Annotated in this window: 12 protein-coding genes; 8 read left to right on the forward strand and 4 right to left on the reverse strand. The window is 58.4% G+C overall.

Annotated elements, in window-relative coordinates; genetic code table 11:
* Positions 1–371 precede the first annotated feature (371 nt).
* Positions 372–728: a hypothetical protein gene (locus ACA059_RS05415; protein ID WP_497633001.1), complete on the forward strand. Its 357-nt coding sequence runs from the start codon at positions 372–374 to the stop codon at positions 726–728.
* 135 nt (positions 729–863) lie between these two features.
* Here the strand turns inward: ACA059_RS05415 and ACA059_RS05420 are convergent, their stop codons facing one another.
* Together ACA059_RS05420 and xseA are read right to left on the reverse strand one after the other, a co-directional pair.
* Positions 864–1,685, reverse strand: a complete 822-nt coding sequence (locus ACA059_RS05420) for a peptidoglycan DD-metalloendopeptidase family protein (protein ID WP_497633002.1) — start codon at positions 1,683–1,685, stop codon at positions 864–866.
* 3 nt (positions 1,686–1,688) lie between these two features.
* Positions 1,689–3,068 (reverse strand): exodeoxyribonuclease VII large subunit, encoded by a 1,380-nt coding sequence (gene xseA, locus ACA059_RS05425; RefSeq protein WP_497633003.1) that lies wholly within the window; start codon positions 3,066–3,068, stop codon positions 1,689–1,691.
* 177 nt (positions 3,069–3,245) lie between these two features.
* Between xseA and ACA059_RS05430 the strand changes: the two genes are divergently transcribed.
* From ACA059_RS05430 to guaA, 4 genes are all read left to right on the forward strand, one after another.
* Entirely contained in the window at positions 3,246–4,013 is a 768-nt protein-coding gene (locus ACA059_RS05430) for a sulfite exporter TauE/SafE family protein (RefSeq protein WP_497633004.1), read from the forward strand.
* A 260-nt stretch (positions 4,014–4,273) separates the two neighbouring features.
* The gene (locus ACA059_RS05435) at positions 4,274–4,822 is read left to right on the forward strand and encodes a sugar ABC transporter ATPase (RefSeq protein WP_497633005.1); all 549 of its coding nucleotides are present in this window, start codon (positions 4,274–4,276) and stop codon (positions 4,820–4,822) included.
* Positions 4,823–5,047: 225 nt separating this feature from the next.
* A complete protein-coding gene (gene guaB / locus ACA059_RS05440) occupies positions 5,048–6,517 on the forward strand; it encodes an IMP dehydrogenase (RefSeq protein WP_123368331.1) in 1,470 nt (489 codons plus the stop codon).
* A gap of 93 nt (positions 6,518–6,610) precedes the next feature.
* Positions 6,611–8,188 (forward strand): glutamine-hydrolyzing GMP synthase, encoded by a 1,578-nt coding sequence (gene guaA / locus ACA059_RS05445; RefSeq protein WP_046054681.1) that lies wholly within the window; start codon positions 6,611–6,613, stop codon positions 8,186–8,188.
* 79 nt (positions 8,189–8,267) lie between these two features.
* Here the strand turns inward: guaA and ACA059_RS05450 are convergent, their stop codons facing one another.
* Both ACA059_RS05450 and treR read right to left on the reverse strand, forming a co-directional pair.
* Positions 8,268–11,336 (reverse strand): membrane-targeted effector domain-containing toxin, encoded by a 3,069-nt coding sequence (locus tag ACA059_RS05450; RefSeq protein ID WP_497633006.1) that lies wholly within the window; start codon positions 11,334–11,336, stop codon positions 8,268–8,270.
* Between the two features lie 137 nt (positions 11,337–11,473).
* Positions 11,474–12,178 carry a trehalose operon repressor gene (gene treR, locus ACA059_RS05455; protein WP_497633007.1) on the reverse strand — a complete coding sequence of 235 codons (705 nt, stop codon included), beginning with the start codon at positions 12,176–12,178 and terminating at the stop codon, positions 11,474–11,476.
* A 237-nt stretch (positions 12,179–12,415) separates the two neighbouring features.
* On the opposite strand from treR, the gene treP reads away from it, so the two are divergent.
* The 3 genes from treP to ACA059_RS05470 all read left to right on the forward strand — a co-directional run bounded on the left by treP (position 12,416) and on the right by ACA059_RS05470 (position 16,975).
* Positions 12,416–13,858: a PTS system trehalose-specific EIIBC component gene (gene treP / locus ACA059_RS05460; protein WP_497633008.1), complete on the forward strand. Its 1,443-nt coding sequence runs from the start codon at positions 12,416–12,418 to the stop codon at positions 13,856–13,858.
* Between the two features lie 140 nt (positions 13,859–13,998).
* A complete protein-coding gene (gene treC, locus ACA059_RS05465; protein ID WP_497633009.1) occupies positions 13,999–15,645 on the forward strand; it encodes an alpha,alpha-phosphotrehalase in 1,647 nt (548 codons plus the stop codon).
* 106 nt (positions 15,646–15,751) lie between these two features.
* Complete coding sequence (locus ACA059_RS05470) at positions 15,752–16,975, forward strand: maltoporin (RefSeq protein ID WP_497633011.1); 1,224 nt, start codon at positions 15,752–15,754, stop codon at positions 16,973–16,975.
* Positions 16,976–16,988: the final 13 nt, after the last annotated feature.

Here is a 16,988-nt window from a genome sequence, read left to right on the forward strand (position 1 = left end):
AAAAGGCGGCCTGCCGGTGGATCAAATGTTCTGGGGATAAAGCGTAGGACGAGGCACCGCGATTCAGCCTGGCAGTCGTGCACTGACAAGGCACAGGCTGCGGTGCTGGCGAAGCTGAATGAGGGTGTGAGAGGTTTTCATGCCTTCAACCCTAACCGCGAGGGTGAAGGATGGCAAGCGGTCGAAAAAAATTGAGAGGAATCCTCTAAAAGTCGTGGTTATCGAGATTTTATTGCGGTGAGTGGCGGTGATTGTTTTTATGTTTGCGCGAGGTTTGAGCGATGCGCAATTGAAGGCTTTCGGTGATGGGGCGTGTCAGCGCGGCTATTCTTAAAGCCTCACCAAGGACTACTGGCAGGCAGGAGTCGGCAATGAACGAGTCGGATTGGAAGCTTTATAGCTCACTGCGTCCGCTGGCCCATGAGCGGCTATGCATCCGGATCATGGAGGAGGTCGAGCGCATAGTGCTGGATAAAAGCATTGCGTCTTACGAGCGTATTGAATCCAGTGAGGAAAGGCTGAAGGCGGGTCAACAGGAGCTGTATTGGGCGTTTGGCGTGTTCAGGCACTCACGCAATGAGGCGCCTGCTCACTTGCTGGGGCTGTGTACTCATGAGTTGATCAGCGCTGAAGAGTTGGCGGGCTTCTCGGAGGAAACTCAGGTGTGGATCAAAGAGTGCCTGGCGCACAGGGAAATCCATGGGATTGAGGACTTGGAGGCGGAATAGCGGCGCCATTGGGGCCGCCTTCGCGAGCAGGCTCGCTCCCACAGTAGATGGGAGTCAACTCAGATTCAGCGTGCACCGCAAACCCAATGTGGGAGCGAGCCTGCTCGCGAAGAGGCCATCAGCCTCACCGAAGTTTCAGGGCTGAAACGCCCCAATGAAAATCGCCGGATCCACCCGCGCATCATTCAGACTGACGTTCCAGTGCATATGCGGCCCGGTCGCGCGCCCGGTCGAGCCGACTTTGCCGACCACTCCACCACGGGCCAATTGCTGCCCAACTTTCACATCAATCTTCGACATATGGCAAAACATGCTGATAAAGCCCTGCCCATGATCGACAAACACCGTGTTGCCGTTGAAAAAGTAATTACCGATCAGGATCACCTTGCCGGCAGCCGGGGTCTTGATCGGCGTACCGGCAGGCACGGCGAAGTCCAGGCCGGCGTGAGGATTACGCTCTTCACCGTTGAAGAAGCGGCGCACGCCGAACTTGCTCGACAACGGTCCGTTGACCGGTTTGTCCAGCAACAGGTTGCTCGGGGTGTTCGGGCTGAAGCTGCGGTAAGCCTGGATCTGTTCGGCCAACTCACCCTCGATGCGCTTGAGATTCTCCGGGTTCGGATTGACCTGCTGCGTGTTCTTCAACGTGATGTGCTGTTCCGGGTATTTCTTGTTGCCGACCGTGAAACTCAGATTCCGCCCGTCACTGCTGACCTGCTGAGTGCCCGGTTTAACCGTCAGCGGCACACCTACAATCGCCAGCCAGTTGTTCTGTTCCTTGACCACCAGCACAGGCTTGCCTTGATAGCTGGCCTTCGGCGCCTGGGCAGAGGCGCCCAGATCGACCACGGCCACGCCGCCCGGCACCGGTTTGTTCAGCAGGCGAGTGATGTAACTGTCGGCGTGGGCATTGAAGGTCAGGCACAGCAACAGCAGCGGAGCTAAAAAACGCGGCATGGATCAATCCAGTAAAGAAAGGGTGACAGGCGTCAGGTGATTGTCTTCGACCCGCACTTGCAGCTCGCCTTCGCCAAGTCTGGCTTTCAGGCGCTGACCATTGTGGGTTTGCGCGGCGTTGCGGATCGCGTTGCCGCGTTCGTCCAGCAGAATGCTGTAGCCACGGCCGAGGGTCGCCAAAGGGCTGACCACATGCAGCGTCTGCATTTGGCTTTGCAGTTGCAGGCGACGGGATTTGAGCCCTTCGCGCATGGCACGGGGCAGGCGTTCGGCGAGGCTGTCGAGACGCTGACGGAGCATCGCCAGGTGCCGTCCCGGATGTTGCCCGGCGAGGCGGGTTTCCAGACGGATCAACCGTTCGCGACGGGTATTGAGGCTGCGTTCGAACGCGCGGCGCATGCGCATGTCCAGATCATCCAGGCGCTGCGCTTGCTGGCGCAGACGTTCGCCGGGATGGCGCAGGCGGCGAGACATGCCTTCCAGGCGCAGTCGATCGCGCATCAAACGGTCGCGGATGCGCATCACCAGCCGTCGATGCAGGCTTTCGACCCGGCGCACCAGGTCACTGGAATCCGGCGCGAGCAGTTCGGCGGCAGCGGACGGCGTCGGGGCGCGAACGTCGGCCACGAAGTCACTGATCGAGACATCGGTTTCATGGCCGACGGCGCTGACAATCGGCGTCACGCAGGCATCCACGGCGCGGGCCACGGCTTCTTCGTTGAAGCACCAGAGGTCTTCCAGCGAGCCGCCGCCACGGGCCAGGATCAACGCATCGAAACCGCGGGCGTCCGCCAGCTTTAGTGCGCGGACAATCTGCGCAGTGGCTTCGCGACCCTGCACGGCAGTGGGGATCAACGTGAGTTGGATCTGCGGCGCACGGCGGCGGAATACGCTGATGATGTCGCGGATCACCGCGCCGGTGGGCGAGCTGATGATGCCGATGCGTTGTGGGTGCGCTGGCAGCGGCACTTTGCGCTCGGCGCTGAACAGGCCTTCGGCGCTGAGTTTTTCCTTCAGCGCATCGAAGGCCAGACGCAGCGCACCGTCACCGGCCGGCTCCACGGTATCGAGGATCAACTGATAGTCGCCGCGGCCCTCGAACAGCGAAACCTTGCCGCGGACCTTCACCGCCAGGCCATCCTTTAATGCCTGACGAACCCGCGCCGCGTTCTGCCGGAACAGTGCGCAACGTACCTGGGCGTCGCTGTCCTTGAGGGTGAAGTACACGTGGCCGGACGCCGGACGGGCGAGGTTGGAGATTTCGCCTTCGACCCAGATGTTGCTGAACACGTCTTCGAGCAACACCCGCGCGCGGCCGTTGAGCTGGCTGACAGTCAGGACTTCACGGTCCAGGCCGAGTCTTGCAAAGGGATCTTTAATCATGGGGCGCATGATAAAGGCAATGCGCTCCACCTGACACCCCGCACACTTGTAGGAGCTGCCGAAGGCTGCGATCTTTTGACCTTGATTTTTAAGATCAAAAGATCGCAGCCTGCGGCAGCTCCTACGGTGATCAACGGTGATCAACGGTGATCAACGGTAATCAGGGAAGACGTGCAGATGAACGTGCTTGAGTTGTTGAACCAATGGCCCTTCGGCGCGACGGATTGGCTGGTGATCGGGTTGGGCATCGCCCTGGCGTATATCGTGTTCGGCATAGCCGGCTTCGGCACGGCACTGGTGGCCGGGCCGATATTGATCCTGTTCATGCCGCTGTCGAAGATCGTGCCGCTGTTGGTGCTGCTGGATTTCGTCGCGGCGTTCGGCAATTTGCTGCCTTCGCGACGGGATGTGTCGAAGCCTGAGTTGCTGCGGCTGCTGCCATGCATGGCGGTGGGCTGCACGCTGGGGGTGATTTTTCTACTGAATCTGAAATCCGATGTGTTGTTGCTGTTGATGGGGCTGTTTATCAGCGCCTACGCGATTTACAGCTTGTGGGTCAAAACGCGTCCGACGCAATTGTCCGCCGCGTGGGCCGTGCCGATGGGCACGGTGGGCGGGATGTTCGGGGCATTGTTTGGCAGTGGCGGCTTTTTATATGCGATCTATTTGAACAGTCGCCTGCCCAAAGAGGCGGCCCGGGCGACCCAGAGTGCGCTGATCAGTTGCAGCACCGTGGTGCGCTTGAGCCTGTTTGCCGTCGCAGGTGTGTATGCCGAGCTACCCTTGTTGGTATTGGCGCTGTGTTTATTGCCGGCCATGGCATTGGGGCTGTGGATCGGCCGGCGGTTGACCATGAGATTGTCCCGGGAGGCGTTTGTGCGGCTGGTGACCTGGTTGGTGCTGGCCAGCGGAATTGCCTTGATCGGACGATATTTGAGTGCTTGACCGGATTTCGTCAGGTATTAAGCTGCCGGCCGCAAAACCCTTATGGGAGCGAGCCTTTGTTGTGAGGGGATTTATGTGGCGAGGGGATTTATCCCCGTTGGAGTGCGAAGCGCTCCCCTGTGTCTTTTCAGTCACATTGCATCCACAGGTTTACGGCTGCTGCGCAGCCGAACGGGGCGGTGCGACGTTTCGCTAAATCCCCTCGCCACAAAGGCTCGCTCCCACAAGGGTGGTCATTCAGTATTTGCAGGGCTGCACCCATGAATTCCCAAAGTATCATTGTCCCGAAAATCTCCACACTGCCGGTGCACGAACCCCGGGCCCGGGCGGTCGTGCGTTGGCTGGTGCGCAAGAACATCGTCAAGGAAGAACTGACCACCTGTGGCCGCACCGGCAACCGCATGGCGCATGCCATCGGCGACGGTGCCCGCGCTGTAGTGCTGCATCCTGAAGCGCTGCCGTTCGGCGAACCGGTCAATGGCCTGGAAATCATCACCAAACGCTGCATCTATACGCCGGCCAAGGGTTTCCTTGAAGAGGCGGGTTGCGCCGAGTGCCGCAAGGAAGTCGGCGAAGCGCTGTTCGACAGCCTGGAAGACTGGATGCCGGGGCGCACCGATAACTTCACGTGTCCAGAGTGCGGGCATGAAGATGACATCAACGGCTTTCTTTTCCTGCAGGAATGCGGCTTTTCCAACCTGGGTTTTATCTTCAACAACTGGGCCGAGGCCGGGTTCAAGCAGAGCTTTATCGACGAATTTGCCGATTGGCTCGATCAGCCTGTCAGTTGGGTGAAAGTCGAACTGTGAATGCGATACCCGTGTAGGAGCTGCCGAAGGCTGCGATCTTTTGATCTTGAAATTTTTAGCCGCGCCGAAAATCAAGATCAAAAGATCGCAGCCTTCGGCAGCTCCTACGCAGCAATAACCCCCGTATATCAGTAATGCTAATAATAGACAGAGTTTTACATTGAACCCGAGGGGGTGTCTGACTATAATGGCGCGCTTCCATTTTCCCGCTCGGGAGCCCCCGCGATGCTGCGTATCAGCCAAGAAGCTCTGACATTCGACGACATTCTCCTAGTGCCTGGTTATTCCGAGGTGCTTCCTAACGAAGTCAGTCTCAAGACCCGCCTAACCCGTGGCATCGAGCTGAATATTCCCCTGGTTTCTGCTGCCATGGACACCGTTACTGAAGCCCGTCTGGCAATTGCCATGGCTCAGGAAGGTGGCATCGGCATTATCCACAAGAACATGACCATCGAGCAGCAAGCTGCCGAAGTGCGCAAGGTCAAGCGTTACGAAGCCGGCGTGGTCAAGGACCCGATCACCATCGAGGCTGACGCTACGGTTCGTGAACTGTTCGAACTGACCCGCATGCACAACATCTCCGGTGTTCCGGTATTGCACGATGGCGACCTGGTCGGCATCGTCACTTCCCGTGACGTACGTTTCGAAAACCGTCTGGACGCCACCGTCCGTGAAGTGATGACGCCTAAAGAGCGTCTGGTCACGGTCAAGGAAGGCGCCGACAAGAACGACGTCCGCGAGTTGTTGCACAAAAACCGCATCGAACGCGTGCTGATCGTCGACGACAAATTCGCCCTCAAAGGCATGATGACCGTCAACGACATCGAAAAAGCCAAGGCATACCCGCTGGCCAGCAAGGACGATCAAGGTCGTCTGCGTGTTGGTGCTGCTGTCGGTACCGGTAAAGACACCGGTGATCGCGTCGCTGCCCTGGTCAATGCCGGCGTTGACGTGGTGGTGGTCGACACCGCTCACGGTCACTCCAAAGGTGTGATCGACCGCGTTCGCTGGGTCAAACAGAATTTCCCTGAAGTGCAGGTCATCGGCGGCAACATCGCCACCGGCGCTGCCGCCAAGGCTTTGGCCGAAGCAGGCGCCGATGCAGTCAAGGTCGGTATCGGCCCAGGCTCGATCTGCACCACCCGCATCGTCGCCGGTGTCGGCGTCCCGCAAATCAGTGCCATCGCCAACGTCGCCGCTGCCCTTGAAGGCACTGGCGTTCCGTTGATCGCCGACGGCGGCATCCGTTTCTCCGGTGACCTGTCCAAGGCCATCGTTGCCGGTGCTTCCTGCGTGATGATGGGCTCGATGTTCGCCGGTACTGAAGAAGCACCGGGCGAGATCGAACTGTTCCAGGGTCGTTCGTACAAGGCTTACCGCGGCATGGGTTCGCTGGGCGCCATGTCCCAGGCTCAAGGCTCCTCCGACCGTTACTTCCAGGACTCCTCGGCAGGCGCCGAGAAACTGGTTCCGGAAGGTATCGAAGGGCGTGTTCCTTACAAGGGCACACTGAGCGCCATCATCCATCAACTGATGGGCGGCCTGCGTTCCTCGATGGGTTACACCGGCAGTGCCGACATCGAAGAAATGCGCACCAAGCCTGAGTTCGTGCGGATCACCGGCGCTGGCATGGCCGAGTCCCACGTTCACGACGTGCAAATCACCAAAGAAGCGCCAAACTACCGCGTAGGTTGAGCCTTCCAGCAAAAAGTTAAGTAACCGGGGCTGTTTTCAGCCCCGAGTTGTTTCTGATTTTCTTCACCGAACTGCATAGACGAGACTGACCACATGGCCCTCGACATTCACGCTCACCGCATCCTGATCCTCGACTTCGGTTCCCAGTACACCCAGCTGATTGCCCGCCGCGTGCGTGAAATCGGCGTGTACTGCGAACTGCATCCGTTCGATATGGATGAAGACGCGATTCGCGAATTCGCTCCAAAAGGCGTCATTCTCGCCGGCGGCCCCGAGTCCGTACACGAAGCCAACAGCCCTCGCTGCCCGCAAGCGGTGTTCGACCTGGGCGTACCGGTCTTCGGTATCTGCTACGGCATGCAGACCATGGCTGAACAGCTGGGTGGCAAGGTCGAAGGTTCCGAGCTGCGTGAGTTCGGTTACGCCCGTGTCGATGTGGTCGGCAAGAGCCGTCTGCTCGACGGCATCGAAGACCACATCGACGCCGACGGCCTGTTCGGCCTCGACGTGTGGATGAGTCACGGTGACAAGGTCACCAAGATGCCTCAGGAATTCCACATCCTGGCCAGCACCCCAAGCTGCCCGATCGCCGGCATGTTCGACGATGCTCGTGGCTACTACGGCGTGCAGTTCCACCCGGAAGTGACCCACACCAAGCAGGGCGGTCGCATCCTCTCGCGCTTTATCCTCGACATCTGCGGCTGCGAAGCCCTGTGGACGCCTTCGAAGATTGCTGAAGACGCCATTGCCAACATTCGCGCCCAGGTCGGCACCGACAACGTACTGCTCGGCCTGTCCGGCGGTGTGGACTCCTCGGTGGTTGCCGCGCTGCTGCACAAAGCCATTGGCGACCAGCTGACCTGCGTCTTCGTCGACAACGGCCTGCTGCGTCTGCACGAAGGCGAGCAAGTGATGGCCATGTTCGCCGAGAACATGGGCGTCAAGGTGATCCGCGCCAATGCCGAAGATCAGTTCCTGAACAACCTGGCTGGCGAAAGCGATCCAGAGAAAAAGCGCAAAATCATCGGCCGTACCTTCATCGACGTATTCGATGCCCAGTCGAACAAACTGGACAACATCAAGTACCTCGCCCAAGGCACCATCTACCCGGACGTGATCGAGTCGGCTGGCGCCAAAAGCGGCAAGGCTCACGTGATCAAGTCGCACCACAACGTGGGTGGCTTGCCGGAAGAAATGAACCTCAAGCTGGTTGAACCCCTGCGCGAGCTGTTCAAGGACGAAGTCCGTCGTCTGGGTCTGGAACTCGGCCTGCCGTACGACATGGTCTACCGTCACCCGTTCCCGGGCCCGGGCCTGGGCGTGCGGATCCTCGGTGAAGTGAAGAAGGAATACGCCGACCTGCTGCGTCGCGCCGACCACATCTTCATCGAAGAACTGCGTAAAGCCGACTGGTACCACAAGGTCAGCCAGGCATTCGTGGTGTTCCAGCCAGTGAAATCGGTTGGCGTTGTCGGCGATGGCCGTCGTTACGCTTGGGTGGTTGCCCTGCGTGCCGTGGAAACCATCGACTTCATGACCGCGCGTTGGGCGCACCTGCCTTACGAACTGCTGGAAACTGTTTCCGGCCGAATCATCAACGAAATCGAAGGCATCTCCCGCGTCACTTATGACGTGTCGAGCAAGCCGCCAGCGACGATTGAGTGGGAATAATGCCGCGCTAGCCTTGATGGCTTGATCGCAGGTAACTGAAAAGGCCGTGTGAACACTGTTCACACGGCCTTTTTGCGTTTTAGACGCCTGGTAGTCGGACGGGGCTCATGCCCATTCTGTGCAGCGCTGAACTCAAGGCGTCGGGGGTTTGAAAGCGTCGGCCGTTGATCTGCCAGGAATCCCGTTCGACGTAGTACCCATTTGCATCATGCTTGATGGGCGTTCGAACGAGTTTGCCACGGGTGATGATGCCGTTGCTGGTGATGACTCTGTTGGTGAGGGTTCTGCTGCGGTGAACCAGCAATGGTTCGCCAGTACTGGTGCTGAGGGTGTACGTGCCAGGACTGGGTAGCCCATCCTCCAGCCTTTGCGCCAGGACCACGCTTTTCGGCGTCGGGATTTGCAGCAACAAGTCATTTTTGGCAAAACCGGCTGCTCGCCCGGGGCGCACCTCGTCGGATACCCCCGGGTCGACCTTGATACCGCCGAGCTCGTCCGGGCCTACGCTTTCAATACGCAGCCCGATGCTGCCTTCAAGCTCGCTGATGCCCGCCACGCCGCCATAGGTATTGGCGTGGCTGTTCCCGACCAACGCCACCCAGCGATGCGCGCCTCTGGCTGTCTGGTCGGCGCCGATGACTTGTCGGGCGAAAAAATTCATCATCTTTTGCCGGTAATTGATAGCTGACCCCTGAATACCGGTGCTGCGGTAACTGGCCAGACAGTCGATTGCCTGAACGCGGATATGGTTTTTTTGCGCTGTCCTCACCACTTGTTCAAAAGTGAATTGTTCGCTGGGGTCAGTCGAAAAACCTGCGTCAAGATCCTTGAGGTAGCTTTCCAGGTCCTCGGACATCACACCGGTGCGGTTGAAAACGTCCAGGTCGGCCTGATGGAAATCAGTCAGCAGATGCTCCATGTACAGGGTTTTGACCTTTTGTTTGCGCAGCAGGCTCATGTTCTCGACCAAAAACTGTTTGCTGCCCACGCTGGAGTGACTTTCGCCGATAACCAGGTTCTGTGACCGCTTGAAAAGCGTCTTGATGATGTCCTTGAGCTTTGCATTCGGGAGGAAGGATGGAATGTTTGGCCTGGGTGGCAGTTGTGGTTGCGGTAGCGAATAGAAGCTCACAGCGTCGTCGTGCAGCGTTCGGCGCAGTCTTTTGAAGGCTTCCAGTTCATCGTCCGGATTGTCGGGATTCACAAAGCCGTCCTTCAAATCCCCCTTCGAGGCCATACCCTTGGCCGCCTGTTTGAGGGCTGGCTTGATGTCCTGTGGAACATCGTATGCAGTCGCCGGGGCATCGAAGTCCGGGAGTGACGGTTCGGCCCTGGTAAATAGATCGGAAAACTTGCCACCTCCCTCCAGGCCGGGACGCGTGAGGGCCGTCCATTCACCCAGCTCATTCAGGCGTACCGGTATGTTGCGAAAAAAGGAGTAGGGATTGACTGGGTCGACGATTGTCCAGGCCCTCATGTCATTGCTGTAGCGCACCAGGTAGAAACTGTCACCGATGGCAATGTAATGACCGCCTGTCTCAGGCTGATAGATACCTTGAAACTTGCCTTCGGCGTTGATTGGGGAATCGCCATCGAGAATTTCATTGGTTTCAAAAGGAGCCAATATGTCGGAATCGCTTGGGCGGGGTGCAATGGCTTCGGCGGGGGGATGCACTGTTGCGCCCGACTCTCCTGGATTCTCCTCGGCCGTGAGTACCTCCTCGGTCTCTGTTTCTGCTTGCGCTGCTTCTGCGAGCTCGGCCGCCCCTCGTAAAAATGGCAAGTTGAACAGCACGTCCACGCTACCGAGAATGGCACCTGTGACGGCTGCCTTGCGTTCCGCAGGGGTAGTCGCGTTGATGGCTTGATCGATGTGCAGGCCGACATTGGCAATGCCCGCGCCAACGACAACCAGTGCTGCCGGCCATGCAAGGGCCGCCATCGGCCCGAAGGTGTGGTTGAAGGCATTGAGATAGCCTATCCACAGCTTTTTCCTGATCTCGCCGTTGGAGTGCAGCAGGTAATTGGCGTCGCTGAGCATGCGCTCATGAGTGGACCGGTTCAGATGGGTGAACGCATCACCGGCAATTTTCTCGCCACGGTAGTGGAGCAAATGAAAGTTCGCGGCTTCATTGTCACTCGGTAGAACGTCATAGGCGTGGGTGAGGCCGACATTATCAATGGGCGTTTCTTCGAACGCGTGGATGATCAGGCCAATGCCGGTGAAGTTGGCGAGCTTGTGCCCTAGCGAAGTGGGTCTTTCCTGAAGAATGTCGCGCTCTTCCTGTTTGAAGTGCATGAGCATGCGTTCACGGCCTTCGGCGTCCTTTACCTCATTGACCAGCCATTCGTGCAGCTCCTCGACCTTGTTAAAACAGTGAAACCCTCTGGGTTCGCCCGGAACGTAGAGAATGTTCAGATCACTGTCGTCAGTGATGCTGAGGATGTCCGTCGACACGAAGTGGTCAATACAAAACTTGCGAATCGATAAACCGCTGCCCGCTGACGCCTCGTCCAGCAGCATTTGCCAGGTGAGCGGCCTGCTTACATTACCGACGACAGCCCTGAGCACCGTGGTGAAGTGTTCTTGGGTCAAGTGACCCTTCTCGTAGTCTTCAATGGCTTTGGCAATGAACGTGCACTTGGCCAGCGCACGGAAGTTGTCGCTGTGCTTTTCCCAGAACGTCGCGACGGCCGTTTTGTAACGGTCAGCGAAATTGATATCCCAGAAGGTTTTCAACACATCCCTGGAATGCAGCCGAATCTCGTTGGTTTCGTCGTAGTTTCCGGCATTGCCGTCGGCACGGTAGAAACCGCTGTCAACGTCCAGCAGGTCCCCGTTGTCCTGGTCGTGGACACTGAAACGCTGCATGACCAGTTGCGGGAAGGTCATCGACTCCCTGGGTGTTTCAAACACATGCTGCCAGCCGGTAAAGGTCTTCGAGCTGCTTTGAGCGGCATTAAACCGATGCCAGTAGACTTTGTCGGGTTCGATATCCGTGATGTTGTGCTGGACGAGAATGTCCTTGGCGACCTGATACGCCATGGCGTGCAGGTCGGGGCAATCGGTTACCAGATCAGGGATCAGGGCCTGGAGGGCCAGCGCATCGGTAGCGTCGGGCAGGGTTATGTCTTGAGTGTCGTCCATGATGCTCGCCTTGAGAGGTTGCTGAGGGAGCGCTCACTATCTCAAGGGGCATCGGTTTCATCTGTAAGGCACAGGGTAGCAGGCGGTGGTCTGTTGCTGACGGAAGACGTAGGAGATGGCGAGTACCGGAATCAGGCTCAGCGCCGTGCAATGTCAGAAAAGTAAAACTTGTCCAGGGTATGCCGCGATTCGGTGTACTCGAACTGCCGTCCGTCCTGCAAAAACGTCTGGTTGCTGACCACGATCACATGGCTCTGGCCGTCGAGGTCCAGGTGTTGCTGGTCGTCCTTGCTCCGGGGCACCGCTTCGATGGTGCGCTGCGCGTAGGCGATTTGCAGTTGCAGCGTCTGCTCGATGAAGGCGTAGATTGAGTTCTCGGCGATGTCCCGGGACAGGCCGGGGATCACGTCACTGACGAAATGGTTGATGTCGAGGATCACCCGTTTGCCGTCGATCCGCCGCACTCGCTTGATCCGGGTAATGAGGCTGCCTTCTTCGGCCTTGATGTGTTCAAGCAAGGGGCCTTCGAGGGGGATTTGAGTGAACTCGACCACGTCGGTGCTGACATCGTTGCCCAGGCGCGGGTAGGTCTCCTGGAAGCTGACGATGCCGCCCAACTGGAATTCGATCGGGTTGGTCGACAGTACGAACGTGCCTTTGCCGTGGACTTTCTGGGCGAAACCGCGCTCCTGAAGTTGCTCGATGGCCTTGCGCACGGTGCCGCGGCTGGCCTGGTAGCTGTCCATCAGTTCCGTTTCGGAAGGCAACCGGGCGCCGCGTTCCAGACGTTCGGTCGTGATGCTGGCAAGCAGATCGGTGTAGATCTGGTTGTATTTACTCATGGGGATGGCTCTATGCCGCGCTGTACTCAAGGTTTCGAACCTTAAGGGCAGGGTAGGGGTTTGTCCATGCGGCGTTAGGTTTCTTTGACTTTTGAGGTAGGAAATGTCGCCGCCGGTCGGGTTCAGGATAAACAAAATCAAACTCGTCTGTACGAGTTGTTGCTTTAACTCGTACAGACGAGTACTTTTCGTTTCGGCGTGCTGCCAATAACAAAAAACTACAGCGGAAGAACAAGCATGAGCCACGACTATCCGAATATCGCCAGCGAGCTGCTGCAAAGCCTCGGTGGCAGCGACAACCTCGAGCAGGCCGCGCACTGCGTCACCCGCTTGCGCCTGGCCCTCAAGGACCCGAGCCTGGTCAACAGCGCCACGCTGAACCAGATCGATCTGGTCAAAGGCTCGTTCTTCACCGGTGGCCTGTTTCAGGTGGTTATCGGCCCTGGCGAGGTTGAAAAGGTCTACGCCGAACTGCGTCGTCAAACCGGTCTCGCCGCCTCGACCATCGCCGACGTTAAACAAAAAAGCGCCGACAAGATCAACGCGATGCAGCGTCTGGTGCGGGTGTTTTCCGACGTCTTCATGCCAATCCTCCCGGCGTTGATCATTGCCGGCCTGCTGATGGGCATCAACAACCTGATCGGCGCCAAGGGCATGTTCATCGAGGGCAAGACCCTGCTGGACGCCTATCCAAAGCTTGACGGGCTCTGGAGCCTGATCAACCTCATGGCCAATACCTCGTTTGTGTTCCTGCCGGCGCTGGTGGGCTGGTCGGCGGCCAAGCGGTTTGGCGGCAGCGAAATCCTTGGCATCGTGCTCGGCCTGATGCTTGTTCACCCTGATCTGCTCAATGCCTGGAACTACGGCAAAGCGGTGGCCGGGCTGGACGGGCAGAGCCTGCCGTACTTCGACATCCTCGGCTTGTTCCAGATCGAGAAGGTCGGTTACCAAGGGCAGATCCTGCCGATCCTGATGGCGGCCTATGTGATGAGTGTCATCGAGAAATGGCTGCGGGCACGGGTACCAAACGCGGTGCAATTGCTGGTGGTGCCGATCACTACCATCGTTGTGACCGGCGTGCTGGCGCTGGCGGTGATCGGCCCGGTGACCCGGCATCTGGGGATTCTGATCACCGAAGGCGTGGTCATGCTGTTCGACCTGGCGCCGATGGTCGGCGGGGCGATTTTCGGTTTGCTCTACGCGCCGCTGGTGATTACCGGCATGCACCACATGTTCCTCGCGGTCGACTTGCAGCTGATCTCCACCCAGGGCGGCACCTTCATCTGGCCGATGATCGTCATGTCTAACCTTGCCCAGGGCAGTGCGGCACTGGCGGTGTTCTACATGACCCGTAACGTGCGGGACAAAAGCATGGCCTCGACCTCGGCGATTTCCGCTTACTTCGGCATCACCGAACCGGCCATGTTCGGGGTCAATCTGCGCTACAAATTTCCGTTCTACGCCGCCCTGATCGGTTCGGCCCTGGGCTGCATCTTCCTGTCGCTGAACAAGGTCCAGGCCTCGGCAATCGGCGTCGGTGGCTTGCCCGGTTTTATCTCGATCATTCCGCAGTTCATTCCGATGTTCGTGATCGGGATGGTCATTGCCATGGTCGTGCCGTTTGTTCTGACCTGCGGGTTGAGCATGAATATTGTTCGGCCCGGGTATCGGGTTGCCTGACAGATCGCTATCGCCTGTAGGAGCTGCCGAAGGCTGCGATCTTTTGATCTTCGGCGGTGTTGCTGAAAGACCAGGATCAAAAGATCGCAGCCTTCGGCAGCTCCTACGGGGCCAGTACATATTTATGAGGGAATAGCGCCATGCAAGACTGGCAACGTTCGGTGATCTACCAGATCTACCCGAAGAGTTTTCACAGCCACGCCGGCAACCCTACGGGTGATTTGCTGGGCGTTGTGGCCAAGCTCGATTACCTGCACTGGCTGGGTGTCGATTGCCTGTGGATCACGCCGTTCCTGCGCTCGCCCCAGCGCGACAATGGCTATGACATCAGCGATTACTACGCCATTGACCCGAGTTACGGGACCATGGCCGATTGTGAGTTGCTGATCGCCGAGGCCGACAAACGCGGGATCAAATTGATGCTCGATATCGTGGTCAACCACACCTCCATCGAGCACACCTGGTTCCAGCAGGCCCGCAGCAGCCTCGACAACCCGTACCGGGATTTCTACATCTGGCGCGACCAGCCGAACAACTGGGAATCCAAGTTCGGCGGTTCGGCCTGGGAATACGAGGCGCAGACCGGTCAGTATTTCCTGCACCTGTTCGACCACACTCAGGCCGACCTGAACTGGGATAACCCCAAGGTGCGCGCCGAAGTCTTCAAGATGATGCGTTTCTGGCGCGACAAGGGCGTAGGCGGGTTCCGTCTGGACGTGATCAATCTGATCTCCAAACCGGCGGACTTCCCCGAGGACAACACCGACGGTCGACGTTTCTACACCGATGGCCCGAACGTCCACGAATACTTGCAGCAAATGCACCGCGAAGTCTTCGAAGGCCATGACCTGATCAACGTCGGCGAGATGTCCTCCACTAGCCTGGAACACTGCATTCGCTACTCGCGACCGGACTCGAAAGAGCTGTCGATGACCTTCAACTTCCATCACCTGAAGGTCGATTACCCGAACCTGCAGAAATGGATCCGTGCCGACTTCGACTTCCTCGAACTCAAGCGCATCCTCTCCGATTGGCAAATCGGCATGCAGGCCGGCGGTGGCTGGAATGCGCTGTTCTGGTGTAACCATGACCAGCCACGGGTGGTCTCGCGTTTTGGTCATGACGGCGAATATCGGGTGCTCTCGGCGAAGATGCTCGGCACGGCGCTGCATTTCCTCCAGGGCACGCCGTTCGTGTACCAGGGCGAGGAACTGGGCATGACCAATCCGGGCTTCGATCACATCGATCAGTACCGCGATGTCGAGACGCTGAACATCTTTCGGCTCAAGCGCGAGGCGGGTGCGAGCGATGCCGACAACATGGCGGCGATCATGCAGAAGTCCCGGGATAACGGCCGTACGCCGATGCACTGGAATGCCGAGCCCAACGCCGGTTTCAGCGTTGTCGAGCCGTGGATCGGGGTGCCGGCGAATGCCGAGCAGATCAACGTTGCCGCTCAGCTCAATGACCCGGATTCGGTACTGCATCACTACCGTCAGTTGATCGCCTTGCGTCGCACTGAGGCGCTGATGTCCGACGGCGTTTACCGGCAGTTATTGCCAGAGCACACGCAAATCTGGGCGTACGTGCGTGAGGGTTGTGGCGAACGGTTGTTGGTGCTGAATAACTTCTACGGTACGCCGTGCGAAGTCGACCTGCCGGATGAAGTGATCAGCGAAACCATGGCCCAACGTCTGGTCATCAGTAATTATCCGGACAGTCCGGTGCGAAATAGTCAGGTCCTCTTACGGCCTTATGAGTCGTTCGTGCTGCATATGACCGACTGACCGACCGCAAAAAAACATCGACTTAAAAAAACACGCAGAACGCTGCGCGGGGGAGTTTTGCGCGCCGATTTTGCCGCTGCACACAATAAAAATAATGGGGTAGCTCTTGAAAACAACAATAAATCGCAGCCTTGCAGTGGCGGGCGTGTGCCTGGCTTTGCCTCTTTCGGCCCAGGCGCTGGAGTTCGCCGGTTACTTGCGTAGCGGCGTCGGCACCTCGGTCAACAGCGGTAAACAGCAGTGCTTCCAGCTGCCGGGCGCGCAGACCAAATATCGGTTGGGCAACGAATGCGAGCAGTACGCCGAACTGGAACTACGGCAGGATTTGTACACGCTGGATGACGGTTCGGTGCTGAGCGTCGACGGCATGGCTTCGTTGTACAACCAGTACGACAAGGACCTGACCTTCAACGGTGACAACGGCTCGGTGCGCCTGCCGCAGGCGTACGCGCAGTGGTCGAACATGCCCAGCCTCAACGGCGGTTCGCTGTGGGCTGGCCGGCGCTACTACAAACGGAACGATATTCACATTTCCGATTTCTATTATTGGAACCAGAGCGCCACCGGCGGCGGTATCGAGGACGTGCTGATCGGCGATCTGAAATACAGCTACGCCTTCTCGCGCAAGGACAACCTGTACCAGAAGGACTACATCAACCGCCATGACTTCAACGTTGCCGGCTTCAACACCAACCCCGGCGGTGCGTTGGAGTTCGGGCTGAGCTACATCGACAAACCCGACAGCCGCGACGCTCACCGTGGCTGGGCGATCACCACCCAGCATGTGCAGAAAGGCTTTTTGGGCGGCAAGAACAAACTGGCTTTCCAGTACGGCGAAGGTCCCGGCACCGGGTTGGGTTATACCGGTAACGTGCAGCTGGACGACAGCAACAAAAGTTACCGGATGGTGGAGTTCTTCGACTGGCAAGTGACGCCGCGCTTTGGCGGGCAGATCGAGGCGGTTTACCAGAAAGACATTCGCCCGGACGGCAGTGATCAGAACTGGATTTCCCTGGGCGTTCGCCCGGCCTATGCGATCACCGAGCAATTCAAACTGGTGACCGAACTGGGTCACGATCAGGTCGAAGCCACGGGCGGTACGCGCAAGCTGAGCAAGTTCACCTTCGCTCCAACCTGGTCGCCCAAAGGCCCGGAATTCTGGGCGCGCCCCGAGGTGCGTCTGTATTACACCTATGCCAGCTGGAACGAGGCGGCCAAACGGGCGGCCAATGAACTGGCGCAGGGTTCGGCATTGTCCGACACCGGCGCCTTCGGCACGGCGCGACACGGTTCGAATGTCGGATTGCAGGTCGAGTACTGGTGGAAATAAGCGATGCTGTCGG

This window comes from Pseudomonas sp. LBUM1647 (assembly GCF_059716175.1).

Excerpts from the sequence above, each read along its gene's own strand:
- ACA059_RS05415 (WP_497633001.1), top strand. The coding sequence starts at position 372 with ATGAACGAGTCGGATTGGAAGCTTTATAGCTCACTGCGTCCGCTGGCC.
- ACA059_RS05420 (WP_497633002.1), bottom strand. The coding sequence starts at position 1,685 with ATGCCGCGTTTTTTAGCTCCGCTGCTGTTGCTGTGCCTGACCTTCAAT.
- xseA (WP_497633003.1), bottom strand. The coding sequence starts at position 3,068 with ATGATTAAAGATCCCTTTGCAAGACTCGGCCTGGACCGTGAAGTCCTG.
- ACA059_RS05430 (WP_497633004.1), top strand. The coding sequence starts at position 3,246 with ATGAACGTGCTTGAGTTGTTGAACCAATGGCCCTTCGGCGCGACGGAT.
- ACA059_RS05435 (WP_497633005.1), top strand. The coding sequence starts at position 4,274 with ATGAATTCCCAAAGTATCATTGTCCCGAAAATCTCCACACTGCCGGTG.
- guaB (WP_123368331.1), top strand. The coding sequence starts at position 5,048 with ATGCTGCGTATCAGCCAAGAAGCTCTGACATTCGACGACATTCTCCTA.
- guaA (WP_046054681.1), top strand. The coding sequence starts at position 6,611 with ATGGCCCTCGACATTCACGCTCACCGCATCCTGATCCTCGACTTCGGT.
- ACA059_RS05450 (WP_497633006.1), bottom strand. The coding sequence starts at position 11,336 with ATGGACGACACTCAAGACATAACCCTGCCCGACGCTACCGATGCGCTG.
- treR (WP_497633007.1), bottom strand. The coding sequence starts at position 12,178 with ATGAGTAAATACAACCAGATCTACACCGATCTGCTTGCCAGCATCACG.
- treP (WP_497633008.1), top strand. The coding sequence starts at position 12,416 with ATGAGCCACGACTATCCGAATATCGCCAGCGAGCTGCTGCAAAGCCTC.
- treC (WP_497633009.1), top strand. The coding sequence starts at position 13,999 with ATGCAAGACTGGCAACGTTCGGTGATCTACCAGATCTACCCGAAGAGT.